Here is a 24,250-nt window from a genome sequence, read left to right on the forward strand (position 1 = left end):
CTCCGCTACTTCGGCTGCGGCTTGCGCACCGAGAGGTGCAGCTCGCGCAGTCGCGCCTCCTCCAGCTCCGTCGGCGCGCCCATCATCAGGTCCTGGGCGTTGCCGTTGAGCGGGAAGGAGATCGTCTCGCGGATGTTGGGCTCGTCCGCGAGGAGCATGACGATCCGGTCGACGCCGGGGGCGATGCCGCCGTGCGGAGGTGCGCCGAAGCGGAAGGCGCGCAGCATGCCCGCGAACTTCTCCTCGACGGTCTCACGGTCGTAGCCCGCGATCTCGAAGGCCTTGAGCATGATCTCCGGCTCGTGGTTCCGGATCGCGCCGGAGGACAGCTCGACGCCGTTGCAGACGATGTCGTACTGCCAGCCCAGGATGTCCAGCGGGTCCTGGGTCTGGAGGGCCTCCAGGCCGCCCTGCGGCATCGAGAAGGGGTTGTGCGAGAAGTCGATCGCGCCGGTCTCCTCGTCCTTCTCGTACATCGGGAAGTCGACGATCCAGCAGAACCGGAAGACGTTCTCCTCGAAGTGGCCGGCGCGCTTGGCCGCCTCGACGCGGACCGCGCCCATGATCTTCGAGACCTCGTCGAACTCGCCCGCGCCGAAGAAGACGGCGTGACCGGCCGCCAGCGACAGACGCTTGGTCAGCTCTGCGACGTTCTCCTCGGTCAGGAACTTCGCGATCGGGCCGCTCAGCGAGCCGTCCTCGGCGACACGGACCCAGGCCAGGCCCTTCGCGCCCAGCGTCACGGCGAAGTCGCCGAGCTGGTCGAAGAACTTGCGGGGCTGGGCCGAGACGTCCGGCACCGGCAGCGCGCGCACGTGCTTGCCGGCGAACGCCTTGAACTCCGAGCCCTCGAAGATGTCGGTGATGTCGACCAGCTCCAGCTGGGCCCGCAGGTCCGGCTTGTCGGAGCCGTACTTCAGCATCGCCTCACGGAACGGGATGCGTGGGAACGGGGACGTCACATGACGGCCGTTGCCGAACTCCTCGAAGAGCTCCGTCATGAGCTTCTCGATGGGCTGGAAGACGTCCTCCTGCTCGACGAAGGACATCTCCACGTCGAGCTGGTAGAACTCGCCCGGCGAACGGTCCGCGCGGGCGTCCTCGTCACGGAAGCAGGGCGCGATCTGGAAGTACCGGTCGAAGCCGGAGATCATCAGCAGCTGCTTGAACTGCTGCGGGGCCTGCGGCAGCGCGTAGAACTTGCCCGGGTTGAGCCGGGACGGCACGACGAAGTCACGGGCGCCCTCGGGGGAGGTGGCGCTCAGGATCGGGGTCGCCATCTCGTTGAAGCCCAGCGCCGTCATCTTGTGGCGGATCGCCGAGATGACCGCCGTACGCAGCATGATGTTGCGGTGCATACGCTCGCGGCGCAGGTCCAGGAAGCGGTACTCCAGGCGCCGCTCCTCGTTGACCCCGTCCTCGGTGTTGATCGTGAAGGGCAGCGGCTGGGCTGCGCCGAGCAGCTCGACCTCACCGACCTCGACCTCGACCTCACCGGTGGGCAGCTCGGGGTTGATGTTGTCGCTGCCACGGGAGACGACCTTGCCGTCGACGCGGACCGTCGACTCCTTGGTCACCTTGTCGAGAGCCTCGTACGCGGGCGTGCCGGGGCGGGCGACGAGCTGCGTGATGCCGTAGTGATCGCGCAGATCGATGAAGAGGATGCCACCCAGGTCGCGCCGATTGTGCAGCCAGCCACTCAGCCGGACGTCGGTGCCGACGTCAGAGGCGCGGAGCTCGCCGCAGGTGTGGGACCTGTACCGATGCATCGTCGTTCATCCAGCCTTCGCGGATCGGGGTCGTGTTTCACGTGAAACCTCACCCCAGCCTACCGGCCAGCCCGTGATCACCTCCCCACCATTGTCACGGCAGGTCCCGGGGCATGTCCCCTGCAACAGCCCGGACAGGGCCTGTGCGGGCCCGCGCTACGCCTCCGACGACCCGGACGGCACCTCCGGCGGTCCGGGCGGCCCGGACGGCCCGGACGACAGGTGACGGGTGCGCAGTTCGGACAGGACCCCGAAGGCGGCCGCCGTCAGCGGCACCGACAGCAGCATCCCGAGGATCCCGGCCACGGACGCGCCCGCGGTGATCGCCAGCATCACCACGGCCGGATGCATCTGCACGGTCCGGCTCTGGATCGCCGGCTGGAGCACATGCCCCTCCAGCAGCTGCACGCCCAACACCACACCGAGCGCCCACAGCGCGATGACGAATCCGCGTTCGGCGAGCGCGACCAGTACGGCCACCGATCCGGAGAGGAAGGCCCCGAGGTAGGGGATGTAGGCGGTGACGAAGACGAGCGCGCCGAGCCCGATCGCCCCCGGCACCCGCAGGATCAGCAGACCGACGGTGATGCAGACCGCGTCGATCAGCGCGATGACCGTCGTCCCGCGCATGAACCCCTCGACGGCCTCGAAGGCGCGCCGCGCCATCACCTCCACGGTGTCGGCGGTGCCGCGCGGGGCGAGCGACCTGAGCACGGGGGCGGCCCGGTGGGCGTCGCGCAGGAAGAAGAAGACGAGCAGCAGGGCCAGAACGGCGATGGCGATGGTCTCGCCGACGACGCTGACCCCGCTGATGACGTTGGAGGCGGCGGTCCCGCCGAACCTGGAGAGCAGCTCCCTGCTGTGGCCGGCGAGGTCGTCCAGCGAGGTGCCGGCGGCGCCGAAGTGGTCGGCGATGCTGCGCGCCGCGGTCTTGAGCGAGGCGACGATCTCGTCCCCGGTGTGGACGAGCGCCGCGACGACGATGTAGACGGCGCCGCCGACCACGGCCACCACGGCGACGCAGGTGACCACGGCCGCCACGGACCGGTTGACCCCGGCCTTCACCAGCCGGCGGTGCAGCGGCCCGAGCAGCGCGGTCCCCAGCAGCGCGAGCAGCACCGGCGTCACGGCCGTACGGAGCTCGGCGCACAGCCGGATCCCGACGTAGCCGACCCCGGCGACCAGCAGGACGACGGCACACCAGGCGGCGAGCCGGCGGGCGGGATCGGGAAGCAGGTGCACCCCTCCACCCGATCACGCGAAGGGCGGGCCGTCCCGTCGGAACGGCCCGCCCGGGTGACGGAGCGTCAGGCCTGCGGTCCGCCCTCGGTCATCCCGTGCACCGCCGGGATGGTCCCCAGGCGGCCCTTCTGGAAGTCCTCGAACGCCTGCTGGAGCTCCCGCTGGTTGTTCATCACGAACGGGCCGTAGTGGGCCATGGGCTCACGGATGGGCTGTCCGCCCAGGAGCACGACCTCCAGGTCCGGGGTGTGGGAGTCCTGCTGTGCGTCGGCGCGCACGGTCAGCGAGGAGCCCGCGCCGAAGACGGCCGTCTGGCCCAGCTTGATCGGCCGGCGCTCGGCACCCACGGAACCGCGCCCGGCCAGCACGTAGGCGAGGCCGTTGAAGTCCTCGCGCCACGGCAGGGTGAGCTCGGCACCGGCGGCCAGCGTCGCGTGGATCATCGTGATCGGGGTGTGGGTGATGCCGGGGCCCTGGTGGCCGTCCAGCTCACCGGCGATGACCCGCAGCAGCGCGCCGCCGTCGGGGGTGGTCAGCAGCTGGACGTTGCCGCCGCGGATGTCCTGGTAGCGCGGGGCCATCATCTTGTCCTTGGCCGGAAGGTTCACCCACAGCTGGAGGCCGTGGAAGAGCCCGCCCGACATGACCAGGGACTCCGGCGGCGCCTCGATGTGCAGCAGGCCGGAGCCGGCCGTCATCCACTGGGTGTCGCCGTTGGTGATGGTGCCGCCGCCGCCGTTGGAGTCCTGGTGGTCGAAGACGCCGTCGATGATGTAGGTGACGGTCTCGAAGCCGCGGTGCGGGTGCCAGGGGGTGCCCTTGGGCTCGCCCGGCGCGTACTCCACCTCGCCCATCTGGTCCATCATGATGAACGGGTCCAGGTGGCGGTAGTGGATCCCGGCGAACGCACGGCGCACCGGGAAGCCCTCGCCCTCGAAGCCGCTGGGCGCGGTCGTGACGCCGAGCACGGGGCGGGCCACCGCGTCGGCGGGAGCGGCCACACGGGGCAGCGTCAGCGGGTTCTCGACGGTTACTGCGGGCATGTCGGTACCTCCTTGTGCAACCAGATTAGTTGAGTGTTGAACTTTCTGCCACCCTCAACAGAAAGAGCCCGGAGGGAATTCCCTCCGGGCTCGGGGCGTGACATCGGGGTCGGCCGGGGCGGCAGGATCGGGCGGCCTGGGCGGACGGTCAGCCGTACATGCGACGCATCGCGAATTCGACCATCTGCTCCACGGCCTTGGCGTCGAAGACCATCCGGTACTCGCCCTCCATGTCGAGGACGAAGCCGTACCCGGTCGGCAGCAGGTCGATCACCTCGGCGCCGGTGATCACGAAGTACTTGGACTCCTTGCCCGCGTACCGGCGCAGCTCCTTGAGGGAGGTGAACATCGGGATCACCGGCTGCTGGGTGTTGTGCAGCGCGAGGAAGCCCGGGTTGTCGCCGCGCGGGCAGTACACCTTCGAGGTCGCGAACACCTGCTGGAAGTCCTCGGCGGCCACCTGGCCCGTGGTGAAGGCGCGGACCGCGTCCACCAGGGAGGGGGGCGACGGTTCCGGATAGAGCGGCGGCTGCTGGCCGTAACCGCCGACACCGCCGGGCATCTGCTGCTGCGGCGGGGCGTACCCCTGCTGGGCACCCGCGCTCTGGTCGTAGCCGTACATGCCCCAAAGAGTAACGAGTCACAGATGACCCAAACGGGGTTGCATCTTATTACTGGCGGGTAGCATCATCGGAGCTACTTGTTGGTAAGTGAAACAGTCGCGAGGATTCAGCGCCTCGCCGATCCTCTACGGAGCCGTCGCCATGGGGCACTACAAGTCGAATCTCCGCGACATCGAGTTCAACCTCTTCGAGGTGCTCGGCCGCGACAAGCTGTACGGCAGCGGCCCGTTCGAGGAGATGGACACCGAGACCGCCAAGAGCGTCCTCGCCGAGCTGACGCGCCTGGCGGAGAACGAGCTGGCCGAGTCCTTCACCGACGCCGACCGCAACCCGCCGGTCTTCGACCCGGAGACGAACACCGCCCCGGTGCCGGCCTCCTTCAAGAAGAGCTACAAGGCGTTCATGGAGTCGGAGTACTGGCGGCTCGGACTGCCCGAGGGCATCGGCGGCACCGTCGCCCCGCCGTCCCTGATCTGGTCGTACGCGGAGCTGATCCTCGGCGCGAACCCGGCCGTGTGGATGTACTCCTCCGGCCCGGCCTTCGCCGGCGTCCTCTTCGACGAGGGCACCGAGGAGCAGAAGAAGATCGCGCAGATAGCGGTCGAGCGGACCTGGGGCTCCACCATGGTGCTCACCGAGCCGGACGCCGGCTCGGACGTGGGCGCCGGACGCACCAAGGCGGTCCAGCAGGCGGACGGCTCCTGGCACATCGAGGGCGTGAAGCGGTTCATCACCTCCGGTGAGCACGACATGGAGGAGAACATCCTCCACTACGTCCTCGCCCGCCCCGAGGGCCACGGCCCCGGCACCAAGGGCCTGTCCCTCTTCCTCGTCCCGAAGTACCTCTTCGACTTCGAGACCGGCGAGCTGGGCGAGCGCAACGGCGTCTACGCCACCAACGTCGAGCACAAGATGGGCCTGAAGGCCTCCAACACCTGCGAGATGACCTTCGGCGACCGCCACCCCGCCAAGGGCTGGCTGATCGGCGACAAGCACGACGGCATCCGCCAGATGTTCCGCATCATCGAGTTCGCGCGCATGATGGTCGGCACGAAGGCCATCTCGACGCTGTCGACGGGCTACCTCAACGCGCTGGAGTACGCCAAGGAGCGCGTCCAGGGCCCCGACCTGGCGAACTTCATGGACAAGGCCGCGCCGAAGGTCTCCATCACCCACCACCCGGACGTGCGCCGCTCGCTGATGACGCAGAAGGCGTACGCCGAGGGCATGCGGGCGCTGGTGCTGTACACCGCCTCCGTCCAGGACACCATCGCGGTCAAGGAGGCGAACGGCGAGGACTCCTCCGCCGAGAACGCGCTCAACGACCTGCTCCTGCCGATCGTCAAGGGCTACGGCTCCGAGAAGGGCTACGAGCAGCTCGCCCAGTCGCTCCAGACCTTCGGCGGCTCCGGCTTCCTCCAGGAATACCCGATCGAGCAGTACATCCGCGACGCCAAGATCGACACCCTGTACGAGGGCACCACGGCGATCCAGGGCCAGGACTTCTTCTTCCGGAAGATCGTCCGCAACCAGGGCGCGGCGCTGAACACCCTCGCCGAGGACATCAAGAAGTTCCTGGCGCTGGGCACCGGCGGCGAGGACCTCGCGGGCGCCCGCGACCACCTGGCCAAGGCGGCCGTCGAGCTGGAGGCCATCGTCGGCCTGATGCTGACCGACCTCGCCTCGACCGAGCAGGACGTCAAGAACATCTACAAGGTGGGCCTGAACACCACCCGCCTGCTGATGGTCTCCGGCGACGTGGTCGTCGGCTACCTGCTGCTCAAGGGCGCCGCGGTCGCCGCGGAGAAGCTGGAGACGGCCTCCGCCAAGGACAAGGCCTTCTACACCGGCAAGATCGCGGCGGCGAAGTTCTTCGCGGCCAACGTCCTGCCCGGCGTCACCCTGGCCCGCAAGGTGGCCACGGACGTCGACCTGGACCTGATGGAGCTGGACGAGGCCGCCTTCTAGGCCGTACGGAATCAGCTCCACCAAGCCCTCACGAGGGCCCGTTCCCAGTGTTGGGGAGCGGGCCCTCGTCCGTCGTTAAGGTGAACCCCATGAGCGAACCCTCCCGCTTCGACCGCGGCCACACCGACGACCTCATGACCTTCCTGAGCGCGAGCCCGTCGCCGTACCACGCGGTGGCGAACGCCGCCGAGCGGCTGGAGAAGGCCGGCTTCCGGCAGGTCTCGGAGACGGACGCCTGGGACGGGACGACCGGCGGCAAGTACGTGCTGCGCGGCGGCGCCATCGTGGCCTGGTACGTCCCCGGGGGCGCCGCGCCGCACACCCCCTTCCGGATCGTGGGCGCCCACACCGACTCGCCCAACCTGCGGGTCAAGCCGCTGCCCGACACCGGCGCGCACGGCTGGCGGCAGGTGGCCGTGGAGATCTACGGCGGTCCGCTGCTCAACTCCTGGCTCGACCGCGACCTGGGCCTGGCCGGCCGGCTGACCCTGCGGGACGGCTCGACGTGTCTGGTCAACGTCGACCGGCCGCTGCTGCGCGTGCCGCAGCTCGCCATCCACCTCGACCGCGCGGTCAACTCCGACGGCCTCAAGCTCGACAAGCAGCGCCACCTCCAGCCCGTCTGGGGCCTCGGCGAACGGGTGCGCGACGGCGACCTGATCGCCTTCGTGGAGGAGGAGGCGGGGCTCGCCGCGGGCGAGGTGACCGGCTGGGACCTGATGGTGCACTCCGTGGAGGCGCCCGCCTACCTGGGCCGCGACAAGGACCTCGTGGCCGGACCGCGGATGGACAACCTGCTGTCGGTGCACGCCGGCACCGCGGCGCTGGCGGCGGTGGCGGCGGTGGACGACCTGCCGTACATCCCCGTCCTCGCCGCCTTCGACCACGAGGAGAACGGCTCGCAGTCCGACACCGGTGCGGACGGCCCGCTGCTGGGCAGCGTGCTGGAGCGTTCGGTGTTCGCCCGCGGGGGGTCGTACGAGGACCGGGCCCGTGCCTTCGCCGGCACCGTCTGTCTGTCCTCCGACACCGGCCACGCGGTGCACCCCAACTACGCGGAGCGGCACGACCCGACGCACCACCCACGCGTCAACGGCGGCCCCATCCTCAAGGTGAACGTCAACAACCGATACGCCACCGACGGTACGGGCCGCGCGGTGTTCGCCGCCGCCTGCGAGAAGGCGGACGTCCCGTTCCAGTCCTTCGTCTCCAACAACTCCATGCCCTGCGGCACGACCATCGGCCCGATCACCGCGGCCCGCCACGGCATCCGGACGGTCGACATCGGCGTGGCCATCCTGTCGATGCACAGCGCACGGGAGTTGTGCGGCGCGGACGACCCGCACCTGCTGGCCAACGCGCTGGTGGCGTTCCTGGCGGGTTAGCAACACTCCGCAATGGCATGGGTGTTGTCCGCCGGGGTACCCGCGGTCTGGGACCGGAACGGCCGGTCCGGACAGGGAGGCGAGCCTGATGGGTCTCGGCGGATGCATCATCCTCATCGCGGTGGGAGCCATTCTCACGTTCGCCACCGACTGGCACATGCAGGGGGTCGACCTCGACATGGTCGGCATCATCCTGATGCTGGTCGGACTGATCGGTGTGGCGACGTTCAGCGGTATCGCCCGGCGCAGGCGCGTGGTCGTACCGCCCGCGGCCACCGTCGTCGAGGAGGAGCGGCACCACCACCGCGACGGCTACTCCGACGGGTACGGCGTGTGACCCTGGCACAGGACCGAGGCCCCGGGAAACGGCACAGGACCGGACCGCCCGCCCGGGGCGCCGCGCCCGCGCCGCCGCTGACCGCCGGACGCCCTGACCTCCGGACGCCCCGGCCCGTCAGGCGTCCCGCGCCGTCTCCTGGTCGTCCATGCCGGCCAGGACCAACGGCAGCCGGTCCGCCCCGCCTTCGGTGAGGCGGACCGGAACTCCCCAGTCCTGCTGGTGCACATGGCAGGCCGGGTACTCGTTGGCCGGGTCGTCGTCGCACGATGCGGCCATCGCCGAGACATGCAGCACGCCCTCGGTGACCGCCGGGTCCAGCTCCAGCGTGCGCGAGAGGTCCGTGTCCGCGCCCTCCCCCGCCAGCAGCAGTCCGGGCGGGGTAGAGGAGACCAGCAGCCGGGTCGAGGGACCGTAGCGGGTGTCCAGCTTCTGGCCCGCCGGAGCCTGGAAGATCACGTCCAGCCGCAATCTGCCGGGCCGCACCTCGGTGGCCGCACGCTGCGTGCGGTGGGCGACCGACTCCACCCGCACCGCCTCCTCCGGCAGCCGCAGCCGGGTCAGCCGGTGCCGGGCCGACTCCACGACCACGATGTCCTCGCCGGCCAGCACGGCGTCGCTCGGCTCCCGCAGATCCGTGGCCAGCGTGCTCACCTCGCCGGTCGCGGGGTCGTAGCGGCGCAGCGCGTGGTTGTAGGTGTCGGCGACGGCGACCGAACCGTCGGGCAGCGCGGTCACCCCCAGCGGATGCTGGAGCAGCGCCTGAGCGGCGTCCCCGTCCCGGTGCCCGAAGTCGAACAGCCCGGTGCCCACGGCCGTGTGGACGACTCCGTCGAGGTCCACCCAGCGCAGCGCGGACGTCTCGGAGTCGGCGAGCCACAGCCGGTCGGCGGTGGCCGCGAGCCCGGAGGGCTGGGCGAACCAGGCCTCGTCTCCCGGCCCGTCGACGAGCCCCTCGTTGGTCGTCCCGGCCGCGACGGCGACGGTCCCGGCGGCAGGGTCGTACGCCCACAGCTGGTGGACGCCCGCCATCGCGATCCACACCCGGCCGCCGAAGACGGCCACGTCCCACGGCGAGGACAGGTCGACCTCGCGGGCCGGTCCGGACGACGGCGAGCCCTGCCACCACTGGCGGCCGGTGCCGGCGAGGGTCGTCACCTCGCCGGTCGACAGATCCAGGCGCCGCAGGGCGTGGTTGACCGTGTCGGCGACGACCACGTCCCCGTCCAGCAGCGTCAGGCCCTGCGGCTCGTTGAAGGTCGCCGTGTCCGCCGTGCCGTCCGCGAACCCGCGCGCCCCCGACCCGATCCGCCGCAGGACCGTCTCCCCGTCCTCGGCGAGCTCCACCAGCTGATGCCGGGTCGTGTCGCTGACCAGGAAGGTCCCGGAGGGCAGCAGCAGCGCCTTGCCGGGGAAGCGCAGCACCGTCGGCTCGGGCTCCGGCGCCACGTACGGCCCGTCGCCGCGGCGCAGCGTGCCCTTCGCCTCGTGCTCGGCCTCCAGCTCCTCGACGAGCCGCGCGATCGCGTGCGCGTGCCCCTCGCCCGCGTGCTGCGCGACGACGTACCCCTCGGGGTCGATCACGACCAGCGTCGGCCAGGCCCGTACCGCGTACTGCTTCCAGGTGGCGAGCTCCGGGTCGTCGAGCACGGGGTGCTCCACCCCGTAGCGCTCGACCGCGTCCACGACCGCCTGGTGCTCGGCCTCGTGCACGAACTTCGGCGAGTGGACACCGACGATCACGACGGTGTCCCGGTGCTTCTCCTCCAGCTCCCGCAGCTCGTCGAGAACATGCAGGCAGTTGATGCAGCAGAAGGTCCAGAAATCGACGATGACGATACGGCCCCGGAGCTCCGCGAGGCCGAGCTGCTTGCCGCCCGTGTTGAGCCAGCCGCCCTTGCCCAGCAGTTCGGGGGCGCGGACACGGACGCGGCGGGGAGAGGAGTCGCTCATGATCCCAGGGTGCCATCACCGCTGCCCGGGCCGCCGTGCCGCCCTGCCCACCGCGCCGGGGCGGCGGGCCAGGCGGCCGTCGCCGAGAGGTCAGCCCGGGTGGATCACATCCGTGCCGGGGCCGCCGGACAGCGCGTCGCTGCCCGGTCCGCCGTACAGCCGGTCGTCGCCGCTGTTGCCGTACAGCACGTCGTTGCCGCTGTCGCCGTACAGGGCGTCGTTGCCCTTGCCGCCGTACAGCGTGTCGGCGGCGCTCCCGCCGTGGAGCCTGTCGTTGCCGTCGTCGCCGTAGAGGTGCTGGCTCCCCGAGCCGCCGTACAGCACGTCGTTGCCCCGGCCGCCCCGGACGATGTTGTCGCCGCCGCTCGCCCGGACCGTGTCGTTGCCGTCGCCGCCCCAGGCCAGGCCCTCCGCGCCCACCGTGAGGGTGTCGTCGCCCGCGTCGCCCGAGGCGTAGGTGCCGTCGAGGCGGCCGGAGTCGGTCAGTCTGTCGTTCCCGGCACCCAGCGAGATCTCGGCGTAGAAGTAGATCTGGCCGGTGGCGTTCTTGTACGCGACCGTGTCGTTGCGGTCGCCGAGGTTCATGACCAGGGCGGCGTACGGGTCCTGGCTGTCCATGAGGGTGACCGTGCAGGACACCTTCGTGCGGTCCGTGGCGACGGGGTACGCGCAGCCGTGACCCGCGTTGATGGCGACGGCGTCGTCGATCACGTAGGTGATGCCCGTACGGTCCGCGGTGAGCGACGCGGTGACGGTGGCCTTGTTGGTCTGGCCCGCGGCGGCCTGGTACGTGAGCTGCCAGTCGTACGGGTTGACCGAGGCGGTGGCCGTCGACGGCGCGGCGCCCGCGGTCCCGGTCAGGGTGAACGCAGCGGCCAGGGCGGCGCCGAGGACTGTCGCAGCCGCCGGGACGGCGCGGGTCGCCCGGCGACGGGCGGAGCGAGAAGACATGACGAAACCTCCGGGAGGAACGTGCGACGTCTGTGCGACTTACGCTTCGTTCGACTCGGGCCCCGCCCGCAGGGTTGGGCCATCCCCTCACGGCGGCCGGAAGTTCCACCGCCGTACACCCCCGCGCCCGACGGACGCGAGACCCCGGACACCGAGCGTGATCGCTCCGTGACGATCGGCCCGCGCCGGGGAAGCCATGCGGGCATGAGATTCCTGGTACGCGACCGGCTGCTCGGCTTCGGCGACGACTACTGGATCGAGGACGAGCACGGCGAGAAGGTGTTCCTCGTCGACGGCAAGGCGATGCGGCTGCGCGACACCTTCGAGCTGAAGGACGCCCGCGGACGCGTCCTGATCGACATCCACCGGAAGATGCTGACGCTGCGGGACACGATGGCGATCGAGCGGGCCGGCGAGCCGCTCGCGACGATCCGGCGCAAGCGGCTCTCCCTGCTGCGCAACCACTACCGGGTGTCCCTCGTGGACGGCACCGGACTGGACGTCAGCGGCAGGATCCTCGACCGCGAGTTCGCCGTCGAGTACGACGGCGAACTGCTCGCCGTCGTCTCCCGGCGGTGGCTGCACGTGCGGGAGACGTACGGCGTCGACGTCGTACGGGAGGACGCCGATCCGGCGCTGCTGATCGCGGTGGCGGTGTGCGTGATCCACCTGGCGGAGCAGGAGCGCCGGGAGGACTGATCCCGGTTCCTCAGCGAACGGGCGCGGCCAGCCCCAGGACGCGGTCCTTCAGAGCGGGGAACTGCTCCCGGACCGTGGCGACCTTCGCCGGGTCGAACTCCACGGTGAGGACCTCCTCCTCGGGGCCCGCCTGCGCAAGGACCTCGCCCCAGGGATCGACCACGATCGAGTGACCCGCCTGGGGAACTCCCGCATGTGTCCCGGCCGTTCCGCACGCGAGCACGAACGCCTGGTTCTCCACCGCCCGTGCCTGGGCCAGCAGCGTCCAGTGCGCACGCCGGCGCTCCGGCCAGCCGGCCGGGAGCAGCAGCACCTCGGCGCCGGCGTCGACGAGCCCGCGGAAGAGTTCGGGGAAACGGAGGTCGTAGCAGGTGGCCAGGCCGACCGTCGTGCCGGCCAGGCGCGCGGTGCACAGCTGCGTACCCGCGCCCATGAGCACGGCCTCGCCCTGGTCGAACCCGAAGCGGTGGATCTTGCGGTAGGCGGCGGCGAGCTCCCCGTCGGGGGAGAAGAGGAGCGAGGTGTTGTACAGGGGGCCTTCCGGGTCCCGCTCCGGGATCGAGCCCGCGTGCAGCCACACGCCCGCTTCGCTCGCGGCCTTCGCCATCGCCTCGTGGGTCGGCCCGTCGAGCGGCTCCGCCTCGTCGGCGAACCGCTGGTAGGCGAAGGCACCCGTGGTCCACAGCTCGGGCAGCATCACCAGATCGGCGACGCCGGCCTGATCCCGCACCAGGGAGGCCACCCGCTCCCGGCGTGACGCGGTCGATTCGCCCTCGTCCACGGCGACTTGGATCAAAGAGGCGCGCACACTACCACCGTCCTGGCATTCGAGCCGTCCACACGGGCCTACGATCGTCACACGAAAGCACTGCCGGGGTGCCTCGCAGCAGCGTAACTTGGGGGTCCCCCCGATTCGAGCGGAGCCGAGAATAGGGGGAGCCAAGGCACCCACCGATTGTCACCTCCCGCTGGCAACGCCGCCGTAAACCAACCGTGTACCGACCGCCGAGGGGTCCCGTTCCGTGAGTCTGCATCCCACCCTCCAGCCCTACGCCGACGCCTGGACCCACTCCATCGACGCGATATCCGAACTGGTGCAGCCGCTCGTGGAGGGCGAGTGGAACCGGCGGACCCCGTGCCCGGGCTGGTCGGTCCGGGACGTCGTCTCGCATGTGATCGGTCTGGACTGCGAGATGCTGGGCGACCCGCGTCCCATCCACACCCTGCCGCGGGACCTGTTCCACGTCACCAACGAGCACCAGCGCTACATGGAGATGCAGGTCGACGTCCGCCGCCACCACACGGCGCCCGAGATGACGTCGGAGCTGGAGTACACGGTCATCCGCCGCAACCGCCAGCTGCGCAACGAGTCCCGCGATCCCGGCACGAAGGTGCGCGGCCACCTCAGCACCGAGGTCACCCTCGAGGAGTCCATGCGCACCCACGCGTTCAACGTCTGGGTGCACGAGCAGGACCTGCGTTCCGCCCTGGGCCGTCCGGGCAACCTCGACTCCCCCGGCGCGCACATCGCCCGTGACGTGCTGCTCGCCGGGCTGCCCCAGGTCGTGGCCGACAAGGCGCAGGCCCCGCGCAGTTCGGCGGTCGTCCTCGACGTGCACGGCCCCGTCGAGTTCCTGCGCACGATCCGCGTCGACATCCAGGGCCGCGGCACCCTGGAGACGGCCCCCGCCCTCGGCCCCGCCGCCACCCTCACCCTCGACTGGGAGACCTTCGTGCGGCTGGCCTGCGGCCGGGTGTCCGCGGACACGGTGGCGGACCGGATCAAGGCGGAGGGCGACCCGGACCTCTCCGAGGCGATACTGCGGAACTTCGCGGTGACCCGCTGACCCGCTGACCCGCTGACCCGGTGATCCGGCGATCTGGTGACGTGGTGATCCGGTGCCCCCGTGACGCGGAGGCGCGCCGGCCCGGTGGGGCCGGCCACGGGCGGGGGACACCCGCCCGTGGCACCCGCTCACACCGGTACGTGCACCGTCTCCACCCGGGACGCCACCAGCCGCTCCCTCTCCCGCCGGGCCGCCCGGCTGCGCAGGCGCAGGATCTGGGTGACGCCGAGCGCCTGGAGGACGAACACCGCGCAGAAGGCGACGGTGAAGTCGTCGCCGGTGGCGTCCAGCAGCACGCCCACCGCGAACAGCGTCGTCATCGAGGCGACGAACCCGCCCATGTTCGTGATGCCGGACGCGGTTCCCTGCCGCTCCGGCGGATTGGCCGGCCGCGCGAAGTCGAAGCCGAGCATCGACGCCGGTCCGCACGCCCCGAGCACCGCGCACAGCACGATCAGCAGCCACATCGGCGCGTGCGCGCCGGGCCAGGCCAGCGTCACCGCCCAGACCACGGCCGTGGCTCCCACCGTCCCCAGCGCCAGCGGCAGCCGGGCCTCGTGGTGCCGGGCCACGATCTGGCCGTACACCAGACCGACCAGCATGTTGGAGAGTACGACCAGCGTGAGGAGTTCACCGGCGGTGGCCCGGCTGAGCCCCTGCGCCTCGACCAGGAACGGCATCCCCCACAGCAGCAGGAACACCATCGCGGGGAACTGGGTGGTGAAGTGCACCCACAGTCCCAGCCGCGTCCCCGGCTCCCGCCAGGACGCGGCGATCTGACGGCGGACATAGGCGGCGCCCCGGTGCGGGAACGGCTCCGGCTCACACCCCTCGGGGTGGTCCTCCAGGAACAGCAGCAGCAGGACGAGCACCACGACACCGGCGAGCGCGCTGCCCGCGAACGCCGCCGTCCATCCGACCCCGTGCAGCAACCGGGCCAGCACCAGCGTCGACACCAGGTTGCCGGCCATGCCCGCCAGACCCGCGAACTGCGCGACCAGGGGGCCGCGCCGCGCCGGGAACCAGCGCGAGCCGAGGCGCAGCACGCTGATGAACGTCATCGCGTCACCGCACCCGAGCAGCGCCCGCGACGCGAGCGCCGTGCCGTACGACGGCGAGAACGCGAAGCCCAACTGCCCGGCCGTGAACAGCACGACGCCGATGGTCAGCACCTTCCTGGTGCCGAGCCGGTCCACCAGGAGCCCCACGGGTATCTGCATGCCCGCGTACACCAGCAGCTGGAGGATGGAGAACGTGGACAGCGCGGAGGCGCCCACGTGGAAGCGGTCGGCGGCGTCGAGTCCGGCCACCCCCAGGGACGTACGGAAGATGACGGCGACGAAGTAGACGGCGACGCCGATGGACCAGACGGCCACGGCGCGGCGGCCGCCCGGCGGGTCCGAGGGGAGCGCGGCCGCCGGCCTGGATCCGCCGCTCATCGGACCTCGCCCCGTGCCAGATGGGAGAACCAGCCGATGTGCCGGTGGACCAGCGAGACGGCCGCCTCCGCGTCCCCCGCGCGCAGCGCGCCGAGGATCTCCTCGTGCTCGACTAGGGTCTTGGCGATCCGGTCGGGGTGGGAGTGCATCACCGCCACGCCCATCCGCAGCTGGCGATCGCGGAGCTGGTCGTAGAGGCGGGACAGGATCTCGTTGCCCCCGCTGCGGACGATCTCCGCGTGGAAGCAGCGGTCGGTGACGGCGGCGCCCGCCAGATCCCCGGCGGCGGCCTGGGCCTTCTGCCGGGCCAGCAGCCCCTCCAGCCGTTCGACGAGACCGGCGGGGGCGGGCACGGCCTTGCGCGCCGCGTGCTCCTCCACCAGCAGCCGGGTCTCCACGACGTCGGCGATCTCCTGCGCGGAGACCGGCAGGACCAGGGCGCCCTTCTTCGGGTAGAGCTTGATCAGCCCCTCGGCCTCCAGCCGCAGCAGCGCCTCGCGCACGGGGGTGCGCGAGACCCCGACGGCCTCGGCGAGCTCGCCCTCGGTGAGCAGGGTGCCGCCCTCGTAACGGCGCTCCAGGACACCTTGCTTGACATGGCTGTAGACGCGGTCGGCGGCGGGCGCTTGTTTGACGGCCAGGCTCATGCCCACAGGATAGATACATCACGTACGCATGGTGGCGTCCGGTCCAGCATACGGACCCCGGAGCGGGCCGCCCCCGCGCCCTTCACCCGTTCGGGGAATTCGGACCCAGCAACCGCACAACCTTCTGTGCTACTTACGTGTCACACACTTGCGGCCCTCTCGCTGTAGCCCGCCAACTCGGCCGCACAACAGGGGCATTCAACTTATTCGGGGTAACTCACTTGATAAAGGGCATTAAGGGCATCCGTCGCCGCCGCGTCGCAGCCGTCGCCGTCACCGCGGGCGCCGTGCTGGCCACGGGGGCCTTCGCCGCCGCGCCCGCGCAGGCCGTCACCACGCCGACGATCATGGGCAAGACCGGCTACGTGATGAACAACGCGAACGGTGCGACGCTCTACAACAAGGGCATGGACACCAAGCTGTCCACCGGCTCCACCACGAAGATCATGACCGCGAAGGTCGTGCTGGCGCAGCCCAACTTCAACCTTGACACCAAGGTCACCATCCAGAAGGCGTACAGCGACTACATCGTCGCCAAGGGCGCGTCGTCCGCCCACCTGATCGTCGGTGACAAGGTCACCGTCCGCCAGCTGCTCTACGGTCTGATGCTGCCGTCCGGCTGCGACGCCGCGTACGCACTGGCCGACAAGTACGGCACCGGCTCGACCACGGCCCTGCGCGTGAAGTCGTTCCTCGGCAAGATGAACGCCACCGCCAAGAGCCTCGGCATGACGCGCAGCCACTTCGACTCGTTCGACGGCATCGGCAACGGCAGCAACTACTCGACGGCGAAGGACCTGACGAAGCTCGCCAGCAGCGCGATGAAGAACGCCAACTTCCGCGCGATCGTCAAGACCAAGTCGTACACGGCCAAGACGATCACCAAGACCGGCAGCACCCGCACCATGGCCACGTGGACGAACACCAACACGCTGCTCAGCAGCTACAGCGGTGCCATCGGCGTGAAGACCGGCTCCGGCGCCGAGGCGAAGTACTGCCTCGTCTTCGCCGCGACCCGGGGCGGCAAGACGGTCATCGGCACGATCCTCGCCGACACCAACGCCACGCAGCGCGCCACGGACGCCACGAAGCTCCTCAACTACGGCTTCGCGAAGCTGGCCTGACGCACACGGATCGAGGGGGGTTCTTCCGCGGCGGCGGAAGGACCCCCTCGGTGTTTCCCGCCCGATTTCACCCGCAACGGTGAACATCATTGCGCTGGCTGGCATATTCGATTTGCTCCGCTCTACGTTCCGCAGCGGAGGTGGTTCACATGAATGAACCCAGCAAGCGGCCCGACGCGGGCAAGCAGTACGACGCGATCGACGTCGGCGACTTCGTCTACGCGGCCACGGGAGCCCGGGTCCGCCGGCTGACCCTGCCGGGCGGGGCGCACTGGTTCCCGGCGGTCGACGTGTGCAAGGAGTTGGGGTACGCCAACTCGAGGAAGGCGCTTGCCGACCACGTACCCGAAGAGCATCGAGACAATCTCGAGACCGTAACCGGAAGTTACGGTCTCAGCATTCCCGCAGGCAGGAACTGGCGCCGAGACTTGCAGCTCATCGATCTCCAGGGTCTGATCCTGCTCGTCAACGGCTGCACCAAGCCCGCCTGCGCGCCCTTCAAGCAGTGGTGCGCCGAGGTGATCGAGACCGTCCAGCGCGAGGGTTCGTACACCCTGGAGGAGGCCGAGGTGCAGCCCACCGCGCCGGGCGCCCCCATCGCGTACGCCATGCCGCAGCAGGTCGCCGACGCCATCGTCCGGCTCGAGGAGCGCAACATCCAGGCGGACGAGCAACTCGCCGTCACCCGGCAGGAGTCGCTCGCTCTGCGGCGCACCACGATGGACCTTCAGCACACGACGGTGGACCTGCACCGCACCACCGTGGACCTGCAACGCACCATGGTGGACCTGCAACGCACCACGGTGGACATCCAGACGAGCATGATGGAGATGCAGCACACCCTGCTGGAGATGCAACGCGAGGCCATCGCGGCGCAGCAGGCCGTGGCGCTGGCCCTGGAACGCATCGCGAACCGGCTCGACACCCTGGCCCTCGACCGTCCGGCGCCCGCCGCCGCCTGCGCGGTGAACCAGACCACCGAGTCCGTGCTGGCCGACTGGCGGCAGCGGCTGTCCGTGACCTCGGACGTGTGGGCGGTGGCGGTGGCGATCGTCCCGGTCCTGGTCGAGACGGGTGAGCTGCGTCAGCCGCTGGAGTCCATCGCGGCCCGTACGGGGCTCTCGGTGCACCGGGTGAACGACAGCCTGCGCATGCTGCGCAAGCACGCCTGCATCCACTCGCGGGGTGCCAGTGAGGACGGGGCGCCGATCTACGTGCTCAACCGTCCCTGACCCGGACCCGGAACAGCAGAGAGGGGACGGTCGCAAACCAAAGTTGCGGCCGGCCCCTCTCTGCGTCGAGCCTATCCGGTCGAGGCGACCGTCATGCCCAGGTGATCAGTTTTTTCGGCTCCTCCAGGATCGCCGCGACGTCCGCGAGCACCTTCGAGCCCAGTTCGCCGTCGACGAGGCGGTGGTCGAAGCTCAAGGCCAGCGTGGTGACCTGACGGGGCTTCACCTTGCCCTTGTGGACCCACGGCTGGAGCTTGATCGCGCCGACCGCGAGGATCGCGGACTCACCCGGATTGAGGATCGGCGTACCGGTGTCGACGCCGAAGACGCCGACGTTGGTGATCGTCACCGTCCCGCCCTGCATCGCCGCCGGCGAGGTCCTGCCCTCGCGCGCCGTGGACACCAGCTCGCCCAGTGCCTCGGCCAGCTGCGGCAGCGTCTTCGTCTGCGCGTCCTTGATGTTCGGCACGATCAGACCGCGCGGGGTGGCCGCCGCGATGCCCAGGTTGACGTAGTGCTTGAGCACGATCTCCTGGTTGGCCTCGTCCCAGGACGCGTTGACGTCCGGGTTGCGCTTGATGGCGACCAGCAGGGCCTTGGCGATCAGCAACAGCGGGTTCACCCGCAGTCCCTGCATGTCCTTGTCCTGCTTCAGCTCCTCGACGAGCTTCAGCGTGCGGGTCACGTCGACCGTCACGAACTCCGTGACGTGCGGCGCGGTGAAGGCCGAACCGACCATGGCCTGGGCGATCGCCTTGCGGACCCCCTTGACCGGGATCCGGGTCTCGCGGGCCGCGTCGTACGCCGCGACCGGCGCCGGGGCCTGCACCGGAGCCGGGGCGGCGGCCGGAGCGGGAGCCGTCGGGGCCACCGGAGCCGCGACGGCCGGGGCCTGCGCCGCGGAGGCCGCCGCGTGCACGTCCTCACGCGTGACGATTCCGTCCGGACCGGACGGAACCACCTGCGCCAGGTCCACGCCCAGGTCCTTGGCCAGCTTGCGCACCGGGGGCTTGGCCAGCGGCCGCTGCGCGGCGGCGGCAGCCGTGCCCGCGCCGTTCAGCTCGCCCTGGATCGCCGCCTGAGCCGCCGGGACCGCCTGGGCGGCCTGGGTCTCCTGGCCCGGGGCCTGCGTGGTCCTGCGGGGGCGCCGCCGGGTGGAGGAGGTGGCCACGCCGTAGCCGACGAGCACCGGCGTGCGGGCCGGCGCCGCCGGCTCCTCCGGTGCAGGGGACTCCTCCTGCTGCGCTCCGGCGGGCGCCGGGGCCACGGCGGGGGCGGCCCCGCCGGCCACGTCCACCGTGATGATCGCCGTGCCCACGTCCACCGTGGTGCCTTCGGGGAATCGCAGTTCGCGGACCACTCCGTCGTAGGGGATGGGGAGTTCGACGGCCGCCTTGGCGGTCTCGACCTCGCACACCACCTGGCCGTCCGTCACCGTGTCGCCGGGCTGGACATACCACTTGAGGATCTCGGCCTCGGTGAGTCCCTCGCCCACGTCGGGCATCTTGAACTCGCGTACGGACCCTTCGGTCATCGTCGTCACGACCCTCTCCTCAGTACGCCAGGGCACGGTCGACGGCGTCGAGCACCCGGTCCAGGCCCGGCAGGTACTCCTCCTCCAGGCGAGCCGGCGGGTACGGGGCGTGGTAGCCGCCGACCCTGAGCACCGGAGCCTCCAGGTGGTAGAAGCACCGCTCCGTGATCCGGGCGGCGATCTCCGCGCCCGAACCGAAGAACACCGGCGCCTCGTGCACGACGACCAGACGGCGGGTCTTCTCCACCGACGCCTGGATCGTGTCGAAGTCCAGCGGGGAGATCGACCGAAGGTCCAGGACCTCCAGCGACCTGCCCTCCTCGGCGGCCGCGGCGGCGACCTCCAGACAGGTCTTCACCATCGGGCCGTACGCGACGAGCGTGAGGTCCGTGCCCTCGCGGGCGACGCGGGCCTTGTGCAGCTCGCCCGGGATGGCGTCGGTGTCGACCTCGCCCTTGTCCCAGTAGCGGCGCTTGGGCTCGAAGAAGATGACCGGGTCGTCGCTCTGGATCGCCTGCTGGAGCATCCAGTAGGCGTCGGAGGAGTTCGCCGGGGTGACGACCTTGAGGCCCGCGACGTGCGCGAAGAGCGACTCGGGGGACTCGGAGTGGTGCTCGACGGCGCCGATGCCGCCGCCGTACGGAATGCGGATGACGACCGGCACCTTCACGGCGCCGAGCGACCGGGCCCGCATCTTCGCGAGCTGGGTGACGATCTGGTCGTACGCCGGGAAGACGAAGCCGTCGAACTGGATCTCCACGACCGGCCGGTAGCCGCGCAGCGCGAGTCCGATCGCGGTGCCGACGATGCCGGACTCGGCGAGCGGGGTGTCGATGACCCGGTCCTCGCCGAAGTCCTTCTGGAGGCCGTCGGTGATCCGGAAGACTCCGCCCAGCTTGCCGACGTCCAGGCCCATGATGACGACCTTGGGGTCGGTCTCCAGGGCCTTGCGCAGCGACTCGTTGAGCGCCTTCGCGAGGGGAAGCGTCTGAACAGCCATGATTACTCGGCCTCTCCGCCCGTGAAGGACGCCTGGTAGGCGGCGAACTGCGCGCGCTCCTCGTCGACGAGCGCGTGCCCGTCCGCGTACACGTTGTCGAAGATCGCCATGTGCTCCGGGACGGGCATGGCCCGGACGACCTCGCGGACGTGCTTGCCGAGCGTCTCGCTCTCCGTCTCGAGCTCCTCGAAGAAGGCCGCGTCGGCGTGGCCCTCGCTCTCCAGGTAGGCCCGCAGCCGCAGGATCGGGTCCTTGGCCTCCCACGCCTCACGCTCGGCGTCGCGGCGGTAGCGGGTCGGGTCGTCGGAGGTGGTGTGCGCGGCCATGCGGTACGTGAACGCCTCCACCAGCGTCGGTCCCTCGCCGCTGCGGGCGCGCTCCAGGGCCGCGCGGGTCACCGCGAGGCAGGCCAGGACGTCGTTGCCGTCGACCCGGACGCCGGGGAAGCCGAAGCCGCGGGCGCGCTGGTAGAGCGGGACGCGGGTCTGCTTCTCGATGGGCTCGGAGATCGCCCACTGGTTGTTCTGGCAGAAGAACACGACCGGAGCGTTGTAGACCGCCGAGAAGACGAACGACTCGTTGACGTCGCCCTGGCTGGAGGCGCCGTCGCCGAAGTACGCGAGCACGGCGGAGTCCGCGCCGTCCTTGGAGACGCCCATCGCGTAGCCGGTGGCGTGCAGGGTCTGCGAGCCGAGGACGATCGTGTACAGGTGGAAGTTGTTGCTGTTCGGGTCCCAGCCGCCGTTGTTCACACCGCGGAACATGCCGAGCAGGTTGGTCGGGTCGACCCCGCGGCACCAGGCGACGCCGTGCTCGCGGTAGGTCGGGAAGACGTAGTCGTCGTCGCGCAGGGCCCGGCCGGAGCCGATCTGGGCGGCCTCCTGGCCGAGCAGCGAGGCCCACAGGCCCAGCTCGCCCTGGCGCTGCAAGGACGTGGCCTCGGCGTCGAAGCGCCGGGTGAGCACCATGTCGCGGTACAGACCACGGAGCTCGTCGGGCGTCACGTCGGCGACGTACTTGTCGTAGTCGGCGTTCTTGACGCGCTTCCCCTCGGGCGTCAGCAGCTGGACGAGTTCCGGCTCCGCAGCCACCGCGTCCGGCGTACTGCCGGCGCTCGTGCGCTTGGTACCGGCGCTGCGTCGCGGCTTGCGCGCGGCAGTGCTCTCCACGGTCACGTGTGCTCCTCCGTCGGTCCGGCCCCCGGGGTTGCCGGCAGGCTGGGATCCCCCCTGCTCCTTTTGGAGCCGGGGGGAGCGGCTCACCTGTTCCGGCACCCGTGCACGGGGTGGGTGCCACTCGGCCGGGAACAGGCGTGACAGGTGCCCCGGCGAGCGCCCTGCAACAGTCACGTTACCCAGTGCTCCACATTTCTGTGAAACCCCTCCTGACCTGCGATTTTGCTTGGATTTCCAAGTAAATCGGGATGGACGGGAAGGTTGCTGGTCACAGCCTTGCAGGAGGCCGGAGCTACGGCACGTTATCCCGGTCACCCATGTCACGGGAAGAGCTGACGTGGGAAACTGATCGGGTGCACGAAGAGGGAAAAATCAGAGTTTTTCTCCTTGATGACCACGAGGTCGTGCGCCGCGGGGTCCACGAGATGCTCTCGGTCGAGGACGACATCGAGGTGGTGGGCGAGGCCGGTACGGCCGCCGAGGCGCTGGCGCGAATTCCGGCCACCCGGCCGGACGTGGCGGTGCTCGACGTGCGGCTGCCGGACGGCAGCGGGGTGGAGGTGTGCCGGGAGGTCCGCTCCCGGGACGAGTCCGTCGGATGCCTGATGCTGACCTCGTTCGCGGACGACGAGGCCCTCCTGGACGCGATCATGGCGGGTGCCTCCGGTTATGTGCTCAAGGCCATCCGGGGCAACGAGCTGCTGAGCGCCGTCCGGGATGTCGCCGCCGGGAAGTCGCTGATCGATCCGCAGGCCGTCGCGCGTGTGCGGCTGCGTCTGCGCGAGGGCGCGGGGGCCAGGTCCGACGACCGGCTCGCCCGGCTGACCGAGCAGGAACGCAGGATTCTCGACCTGATCGGCGAGGGACTCACCAACCGCCAGATCGGCGAGCGGCTGCACCTCGCCGAAAAGACGATCAAGAACTACGTCTCGGGTCTGCTGTCGAAACTCGAGATGCAGCGGCGTTCCCAGGCCGCCGCCTTCGTGGCCCGGACGCAGGCCGGCAAGGAGTGAACACATGTGCGCGGTGATCGTCCCGGCCTCCGTCGGCGGCCGCCGGGACCGGTTCGAGCACACTATGTGACCACAAGCGACTGACCGCGACTTACTGTGACAACGCCCAGCTCACGGCCTTGTCCGGTGCCCTAGCATCTGGCGCGTGCCGCGCCCTTCCTTACCACCCCGTGCACTTCATGCGCCCCCGTCGCCGCCGTTGAGCGCCCTCCTGCGCCAGTACGCCGCCGGGTCCGCCCTCGCCTGCGAGCCCGTCGACCAGGGCCTGCTGAACCGCGGCTACCGCCTGTGCACCACCCGCGGCCGCTACTTCCTCAAGCACCACTTCGACCCCGACACCGCCGACCCGGCCGCGATCGAACGCCGGCACCGGGCCACCCAGCGGCTGGCGGACCTGGGCGTCCCGGTGGCCCCGCCGCTGACCGGCCGCGACGGCCGCACCGTCGCCGTGGTCGGCGGCCACGCCTACGCCCTGCACCCCTGGATCGACGGCCGCCACTACCACGGCGGCCAGCTGACCACCGGCCAGTGCGCACGCCTGGGCGGGCTCCTGGGAGCCGTACACGCCTGCCTGGAGCGCGTGATGCCACCGAAGGGGCGCACCCGCCCCGCCACGAGCCCCCATCCCGTGGAGAGCGCCGATCCGCACTCCACGTTCGCCCTGATCGACGACCTGCTCGCCCGGGTCCGCCGGCACCGCCCCGCCGACTCCTTCGACGAGCTGGCCCGGCACCGGCTGCTGGAACGCCGCGCCCTGCTCGAACGGCACGCGGACCGGCGGCCGCCGCGCGGGGCCTCGGTGGGCTGGGTGCACGGCGACTTCCATCCGTTCAACCTGCTCTACAAGGGCGACGCCCCGGCCGCGATCGTCGACTGGGACCGCCTGGGCGTGCAGCCCCGCGCCGAGGAGGCCGTACGCGCCGCCGCGATCTTCTTCGTACGTCCGGTGGGCGCCCTCGACCTGCCCAAGGCACGGGCCTACGCCCGCGCCTACCGCCGCTCGGCGGGGGTCACCCCCTCGGAGCTCGCCGCGGCCGTCCACCGGGTGTGGTGGGAGCGTCTGAACGACTTCTGGATGCTGCGCTGGCACTACGAGCGGGGCGACACCCGCGCGGATCCCCAGTTCCCGGCGGCCTCGGCGCTGGTGATGTGGTGGACACGGGAGTACGACGCGGTGTGCGAGGCGTTCGCGGGGTGACGACCGGCCGGCCCGACGGCAGGGCCCGACGCCGGCGGACCGGTCCGGCCGAGGGCCCGACGCGACGCGCG

The 24,250-nt window shown here is 70.6% G+C and carries 21 protein-coding genes; 9 read left to right on the forward strand and 12 right to left on the reverse strand.

The features are described 5' to 3' along the window. Nucleotides 1-5: 5 nt before the first annotated feature. From aspS to ACZ7OY_RS13075, 4 genes are all read right to left on the reverse strand, one after another. Nucleotides 6-1,769: an aspartate--tRNA ligase gene (gene aspS / locus ACZ7OY_RS13060; RefSeq protein WP_471911466.1), complete on the reverse strand. Its 1,764-nt coding sequence runs from the start codon at nt 1,767-1,769 to the stop codon at nt 6-8. Nucleotides 1,770-1,925: 156 nt separating this feature from the next. Then, entirely contained in the window at nt 1,926-3,011 is a 1,086-nt protein-coding gene (locus ACZ7OY_RS13065; RefSeq protein WP_471911467.1) for an AI-2E family transporter, read from the reverse strand. Between the two features lie 65 nt (nt 3,012-3,076). Beyond that, entirely contained in the window at nt 3,077-4,054 is a 978-nt protein-coding gene (locus ACZ7OY_RS13070) for a pirin family protein (protein WP_471911468.1), read from the reverse strand. Between the two features lie 148 nt (nt 4,055-4,202). After that, a complete protein-coding gene (locus tag ACZ7OY_RS13075; protein ID WP_351619091.1) occupies nt 4,203-4,676 on the reverse strand; it encodes an SseB family protein in 474 nt (157 codons plus the stop codon). Between the two features lie 142 nt (nt 4,677-4,818). On the opposite strand from ACZ7OY_RS13075, the gene ACZ7OY_RS13080 reads away from it, so the two are divergent. From ACZ7OY_RS13080 to ACZ7OY_RS13090, 3 genes are all read left to right on the forward strand, one after another. After that, nucleotides 4,819-6,645: an acyl-CoA dehydrogenase gene (locus ACZ7OY_RS13080; RefSeq protein ID WP_471911681.1), complete on the forward strand. Its 1,827-nt coding sequence runs from the start codon at nt 4,819-4,821 to the stop codon at nt 6,643-6,645. A gap of 89 nt (nt 6,646-6,734) precedes the next feature. Beyond that, on the forward strand, nt 6,735-8,030 hold the full coding sequence (locus tag ACZ7OY_RS13085; protein WP_471911469.1) for a M18 family aminopeptidase: 1,296 nt from the start codon (nt 6,735-6,737) through the stop codon (nt 8,028-8,030). Between the two features lie 88 nt (nt 8,031-8,118). Further along, on the forward strand, nt 8,119-8,367 hold the full coding sequence (locus ACZ7OY_RS13090; RefSeq protein ID WP_351619102.1) for a DUF6458 family protein: 249 nt from the start codon (nt 8,119-8,121) through the stop codon (nt 8,365-8,367). Nucleotides 8,368-8,484: 117 nt separating this feature from the next. Here ACZ7OY_RS13090 and ACZ7OY_RS13095 read toward each other — a convergent pair whose 3' ends face one another. Continuing rightward, complete coding sequence (locus ACZ7OY_RS13095) at nt 8,485-10,320, reverse strand: NHL domain-containing thioredoxin family protein (RefSeq protein WP_471911470.1); 1,836 nt, start codon at nt 10,318-10,320, stop codon at nt 8,485-8,487. 90 nt (nt 10,321-10,410) lie between these two features. Next, nucleotides 10,411-11,271, reverse strand: a complete 861-nt coding sequence (locus ACZ7OY_RS13100) for a calcium-binding protein (RefSeq protein WP_471911471.1) — start codon at nt 11,269-11,271, stop codon at nt 10,411-10,413. Between the two features lie 204 nt (nt 11,272-11,475). On the opposite strand from ACZ7OY_RS13100, the gene ACZ7OY_RS13105 reads away from it, so the two are divergent. Beyond that, nucleotides 11,476-11,970, forward strand: a complete 495-nt coding sequence (locus tag ACZ7OY_RS13105) for an LURP-one-related/scramblase family protein (RefSeq protein WP_471911472.1) — start codon at nt 11,476-11,478, stop codon at nt 11,968-11,970. A gap of 10 nt (nt 11,971-11,980) precedes the next feature. Here the strand turns inward: ACZ7OY_RS13105 and ACZ7OY_RS13110 are convergent, their stop codons facing one another. Further along, on the reverse strand, nt 11,981-12,778 hold the full coding sequence (locus tag ACZ7OY_RS13110; protein WP_351614247.1) for a carbon-nitrogen family hydrolase: 798 nt from the start codon (nt 12,776-12,778) through the stop codon (nt 11,981-11,983). A 214-nt stretch (nt 12,779-12,992) separates the two neighbouring features. Between ACZ7OY_RS13110 and ACZ7OY_RS13115 the strand changes: the two genes are divergently transcribed. Then, on the forward strand, nt 12,993-13,817 hold the full coding sequence (locus ACZ7OY_RS13115; protein ID WP_471911473.1) for a maleylpyruvate isomerase family mycothiol-dependent enzyme: 825 nt from the start codon (nt 12,993-12,995) through the stop codon (nt 13,815-13,817). A 128-nt stretch (nt 13,818-13,945) separates the two neighbouring features. On the opposite strand, the gene ACZ7OY_RS13120 is transcribed toward ACZ7OY_RS13115, so the two are convergent. Beyond that, complete coding sequence (locus ACZ7OY_RS13120; RefSeq protein WP_471911474.1) at nt 13,946-15,256, reverse strand: MFS transporter; 1,311 nt, start codon at nt 15,254-15,256, stop codon at nt 13,946-13,948. After that, nucleotides 15,253-15,903, reverse strand: a complete 651-nt coding sequence (locus ACZ7OY_RS13125) for a GntR family transcriptional regulator (RefSeq protein ID WP_384732491.1) — start codon at nt 15,901-15,903, stop codon at nt 15,253-15,255. Before ACZ7OY_RS13125 ends, ACZ7OY_RS13120 begins: the two co-directional genes overlap by 4 nt. Before the next feature lie 221 nt (nt 15,904-16,124). Here ACZ7OY_RS13125 and ACZ7OY_RS13130 point away from each other — a divergent pair, with 221 nt between their 5' ends. Both ACZ7OY_RS13130 and ACZ7OY_RS13135 read left to right on the forward strand, forming a co-directional pair. Beyond that, complete coding sequence (locus tag ACZ7OY_RS13130; RefSeq protein WP_471911475.1) at nt 16,125-17,027, forward strand: D-alanyl-D-alanine carboxypeptidase family protein; 903 nt, start codon at nt 16,125-16,127, stop codon at nt 17,025-17,027. Between the two features lie 149 nt (nt 17,028-17,176). Next, nucleotides 17,177-18,259, forward strand: a complete 1,083-nt coding sequence (locus ACZ7OY_RS13135) for a BRO-N domain-containing protein (protein ID WP_471911476.1) — start codon at nt 17,177-17,179, stop codon at nt 18,257-18,259. A 91-nt stretch (nt 18,260-18,350) separates the two neighbouring features. Here the strand turns inward: ACZ7OY_RS13135 and ACZ7OY_RS13140 are convergent, their stop codons facing one another. Genes ACZ7OY_RS13140 through pdhA form a run of 3 tightly spaced genes read right to left on the reverse strand, consistent with a single transcriptional unit; the run spans nt 18,351 to nt 21,968 of the window. Continuing rightward, nucleotides 18,351-19,802, reverse strand: a complete 1,452-nt coding sequence (locus tag ACZ7OY_RS13140; protein ID WP_471911477.1) for a dihydrolipoamide acetyltransferase family protein — start codon at nt 19,800-19,802, stop codon at nt 18,351-18,353. Nucleotides 19,803-19,812: 10 nt separating this feature from the next. Then, entirely contained in the window at nt 19,813-20,793 is a 981-nt protein-coding gene (locus ACZ7OY_RS13145; RefSeq protein WP_351614228.1) for an alpha-ketoacid dehydrogenase subunit beta, read from the reverse strand. A gap of 2 nt (nt 20,794-20,795) precedes the next feature. Then, nucleotides 20,796-21,968: a pyruvate dehydrogenase (acetyl-transferring) E1 component subunit alpha gene (pdhA, locus tag ACZ7OY_RS13150; protein WP_471911478.1), complete on the reverse strand. Its 1,173-nt coding sequence runs from the start codon at nt 21,966-21,968 to the stop codon at nt 20,796-20,798. 353 nt (nt 21,969-22,321) lie between these two features. Between pdhA and ACZ7OY_RS13155 the strand changes: the two genes are divergently transcribed. Both ACZ7OY_RS13155 and ACZ7OY_RS13160 read left to right on the forward strand, forming a co-directional pair. Beyond that, nucleotides 22,322-22,981 carry a response regulator gene (locus ACZ7OY_RS13155; RefSeq protein ID WP_471911479.1) on the forward strand — a complete coding sequence of 220 codons (660 nt, stop codon included), beginning with the start codon at nt 22,322-22,324 and terminating at the stop codon, nt 22,979-22,981. Between the two features lie 199 nt (nt 22,982-23,180). Continuing rightward, the gene (locus ACZ7OY_RS13160; protein WP_471911480.1) at nt 23,181-24,179 is read left to right on the forward strand and encodes a phosphotransferase; all 999 of its coding nucleotides are present in this window, start codon (nt 23,181-23,183) and stop codon (nt 24,177-24,179) included. The last annotated feature ends 71 nt before the right edge of the window (nt 24,180-24,250 follow it).

This window comes from Streptomyces sp. NPDC107559, from assembly GCF_055657365.1.

What these genes read in the sequence shown, in the direction of transcription:
- ACZ7OY_RS13145 (WP_351614228.1), bottom strand. Translation starts at nt 20,793, where the DNA reads ATGGCTGTTCAGACGCTTCCCCTCGCGAAGGCGCTCAACGAGTCGCTG.
- ACZ7OY_RS13100 (WP_471911471.1), bottom strand. Translation starts at nt 11,271, where the DNA reads ATGTCTTCTCGCTCCGCCCGTCGCCGGGCGACCCGCGCCGTCCCGGCG.
- ACZ7OY_RS13070 (WP_471911468.1), bottom strand. Translation starts at nt 4,054, where the DNA reads ATGCCCGCAGTAACCGTCGAGAACCCGCTGACGCTGCCCCGTGTGGCC.
- ACZ7OY_RS13080 (WP_471911681.1), top strand. Translation starts at nt 4,819, where the DNA reads ATGGGGCACTACAAGTCGAATCTCCGCGACATCGAGTTCAACCTCTTC.
- ACZ7OY_RS13105 (WP_471911472.1), top strand. Translation starts at nt 11,476, where the DNA reads ATGAGATTCCTGGTACGCGACCGGCTGCTCGGCTTCGGCGACGACTAC.
- ACZ7OY_RS13085 (WP_471911469.1), top strand. Translation starts at nt 6,735, where the DNA reads ATGAGCGAACCCTCCCGCTTCGACCGCGGCCACACCGACGACCTCATG.
- ACZ7OY_RS13135 (WP_471911476.1), top strand. Translation starts at nt 17,177, where the DNA reads ATGAATGAACCCAGCAAGCGGCCCGACGCGGGCAAGCAGTACGACGCG.
- aspS (WP_471911466.1), bottom strand. Translation starts at nt 1,769, where the DNA reads ATGCATCGGTACAGGTCCCACACCTGCGGCGAGCTCCGCGCCTCTGAC.
- ACZ7OY_RS13095 (WP_471911470.1), bottom strand. Translation starts at nt 10,320, where the DNA reads ATGAGCGACTCCTCTCCCCGCCGCGTCCGTGTCCGCGCCCCCGAACTG.
- ACZ7OY_RS13075 (WP_351619091.1), bottom strand. Translation starts at nt 4,676, where the DNA reads ATGTACGGCTACGACCAGAGCGCGGGTGCCCAGCAGGGGTACGCCCCG.
- ACZ7OY_RS13125 (WP_384732491.1), bottom strand. Translation starts at nt 15,903, where the DNA reads ATGAGCCTGGCCGTCAAACAAGCGCCCGCCGCCGACCGCGTCTACAGC.
- ACZ7OY_RS13090 (WP_351619102.1), top strand. Translation starts at nt 8,119, where the DNA reads ATGGGTCTCGGCGGATGCATCATCCTCATCGCGGTGGGAGCCATTCTC.
- ACZ7OY_RS13120 (WP_471911474.1), bottom strand. Translation starts at nt 15,256, where the DNA reads ATGAGCGGCGGATCCAGGCCGGCGGCCGCGCTCCCCTCGGACCCGCCG.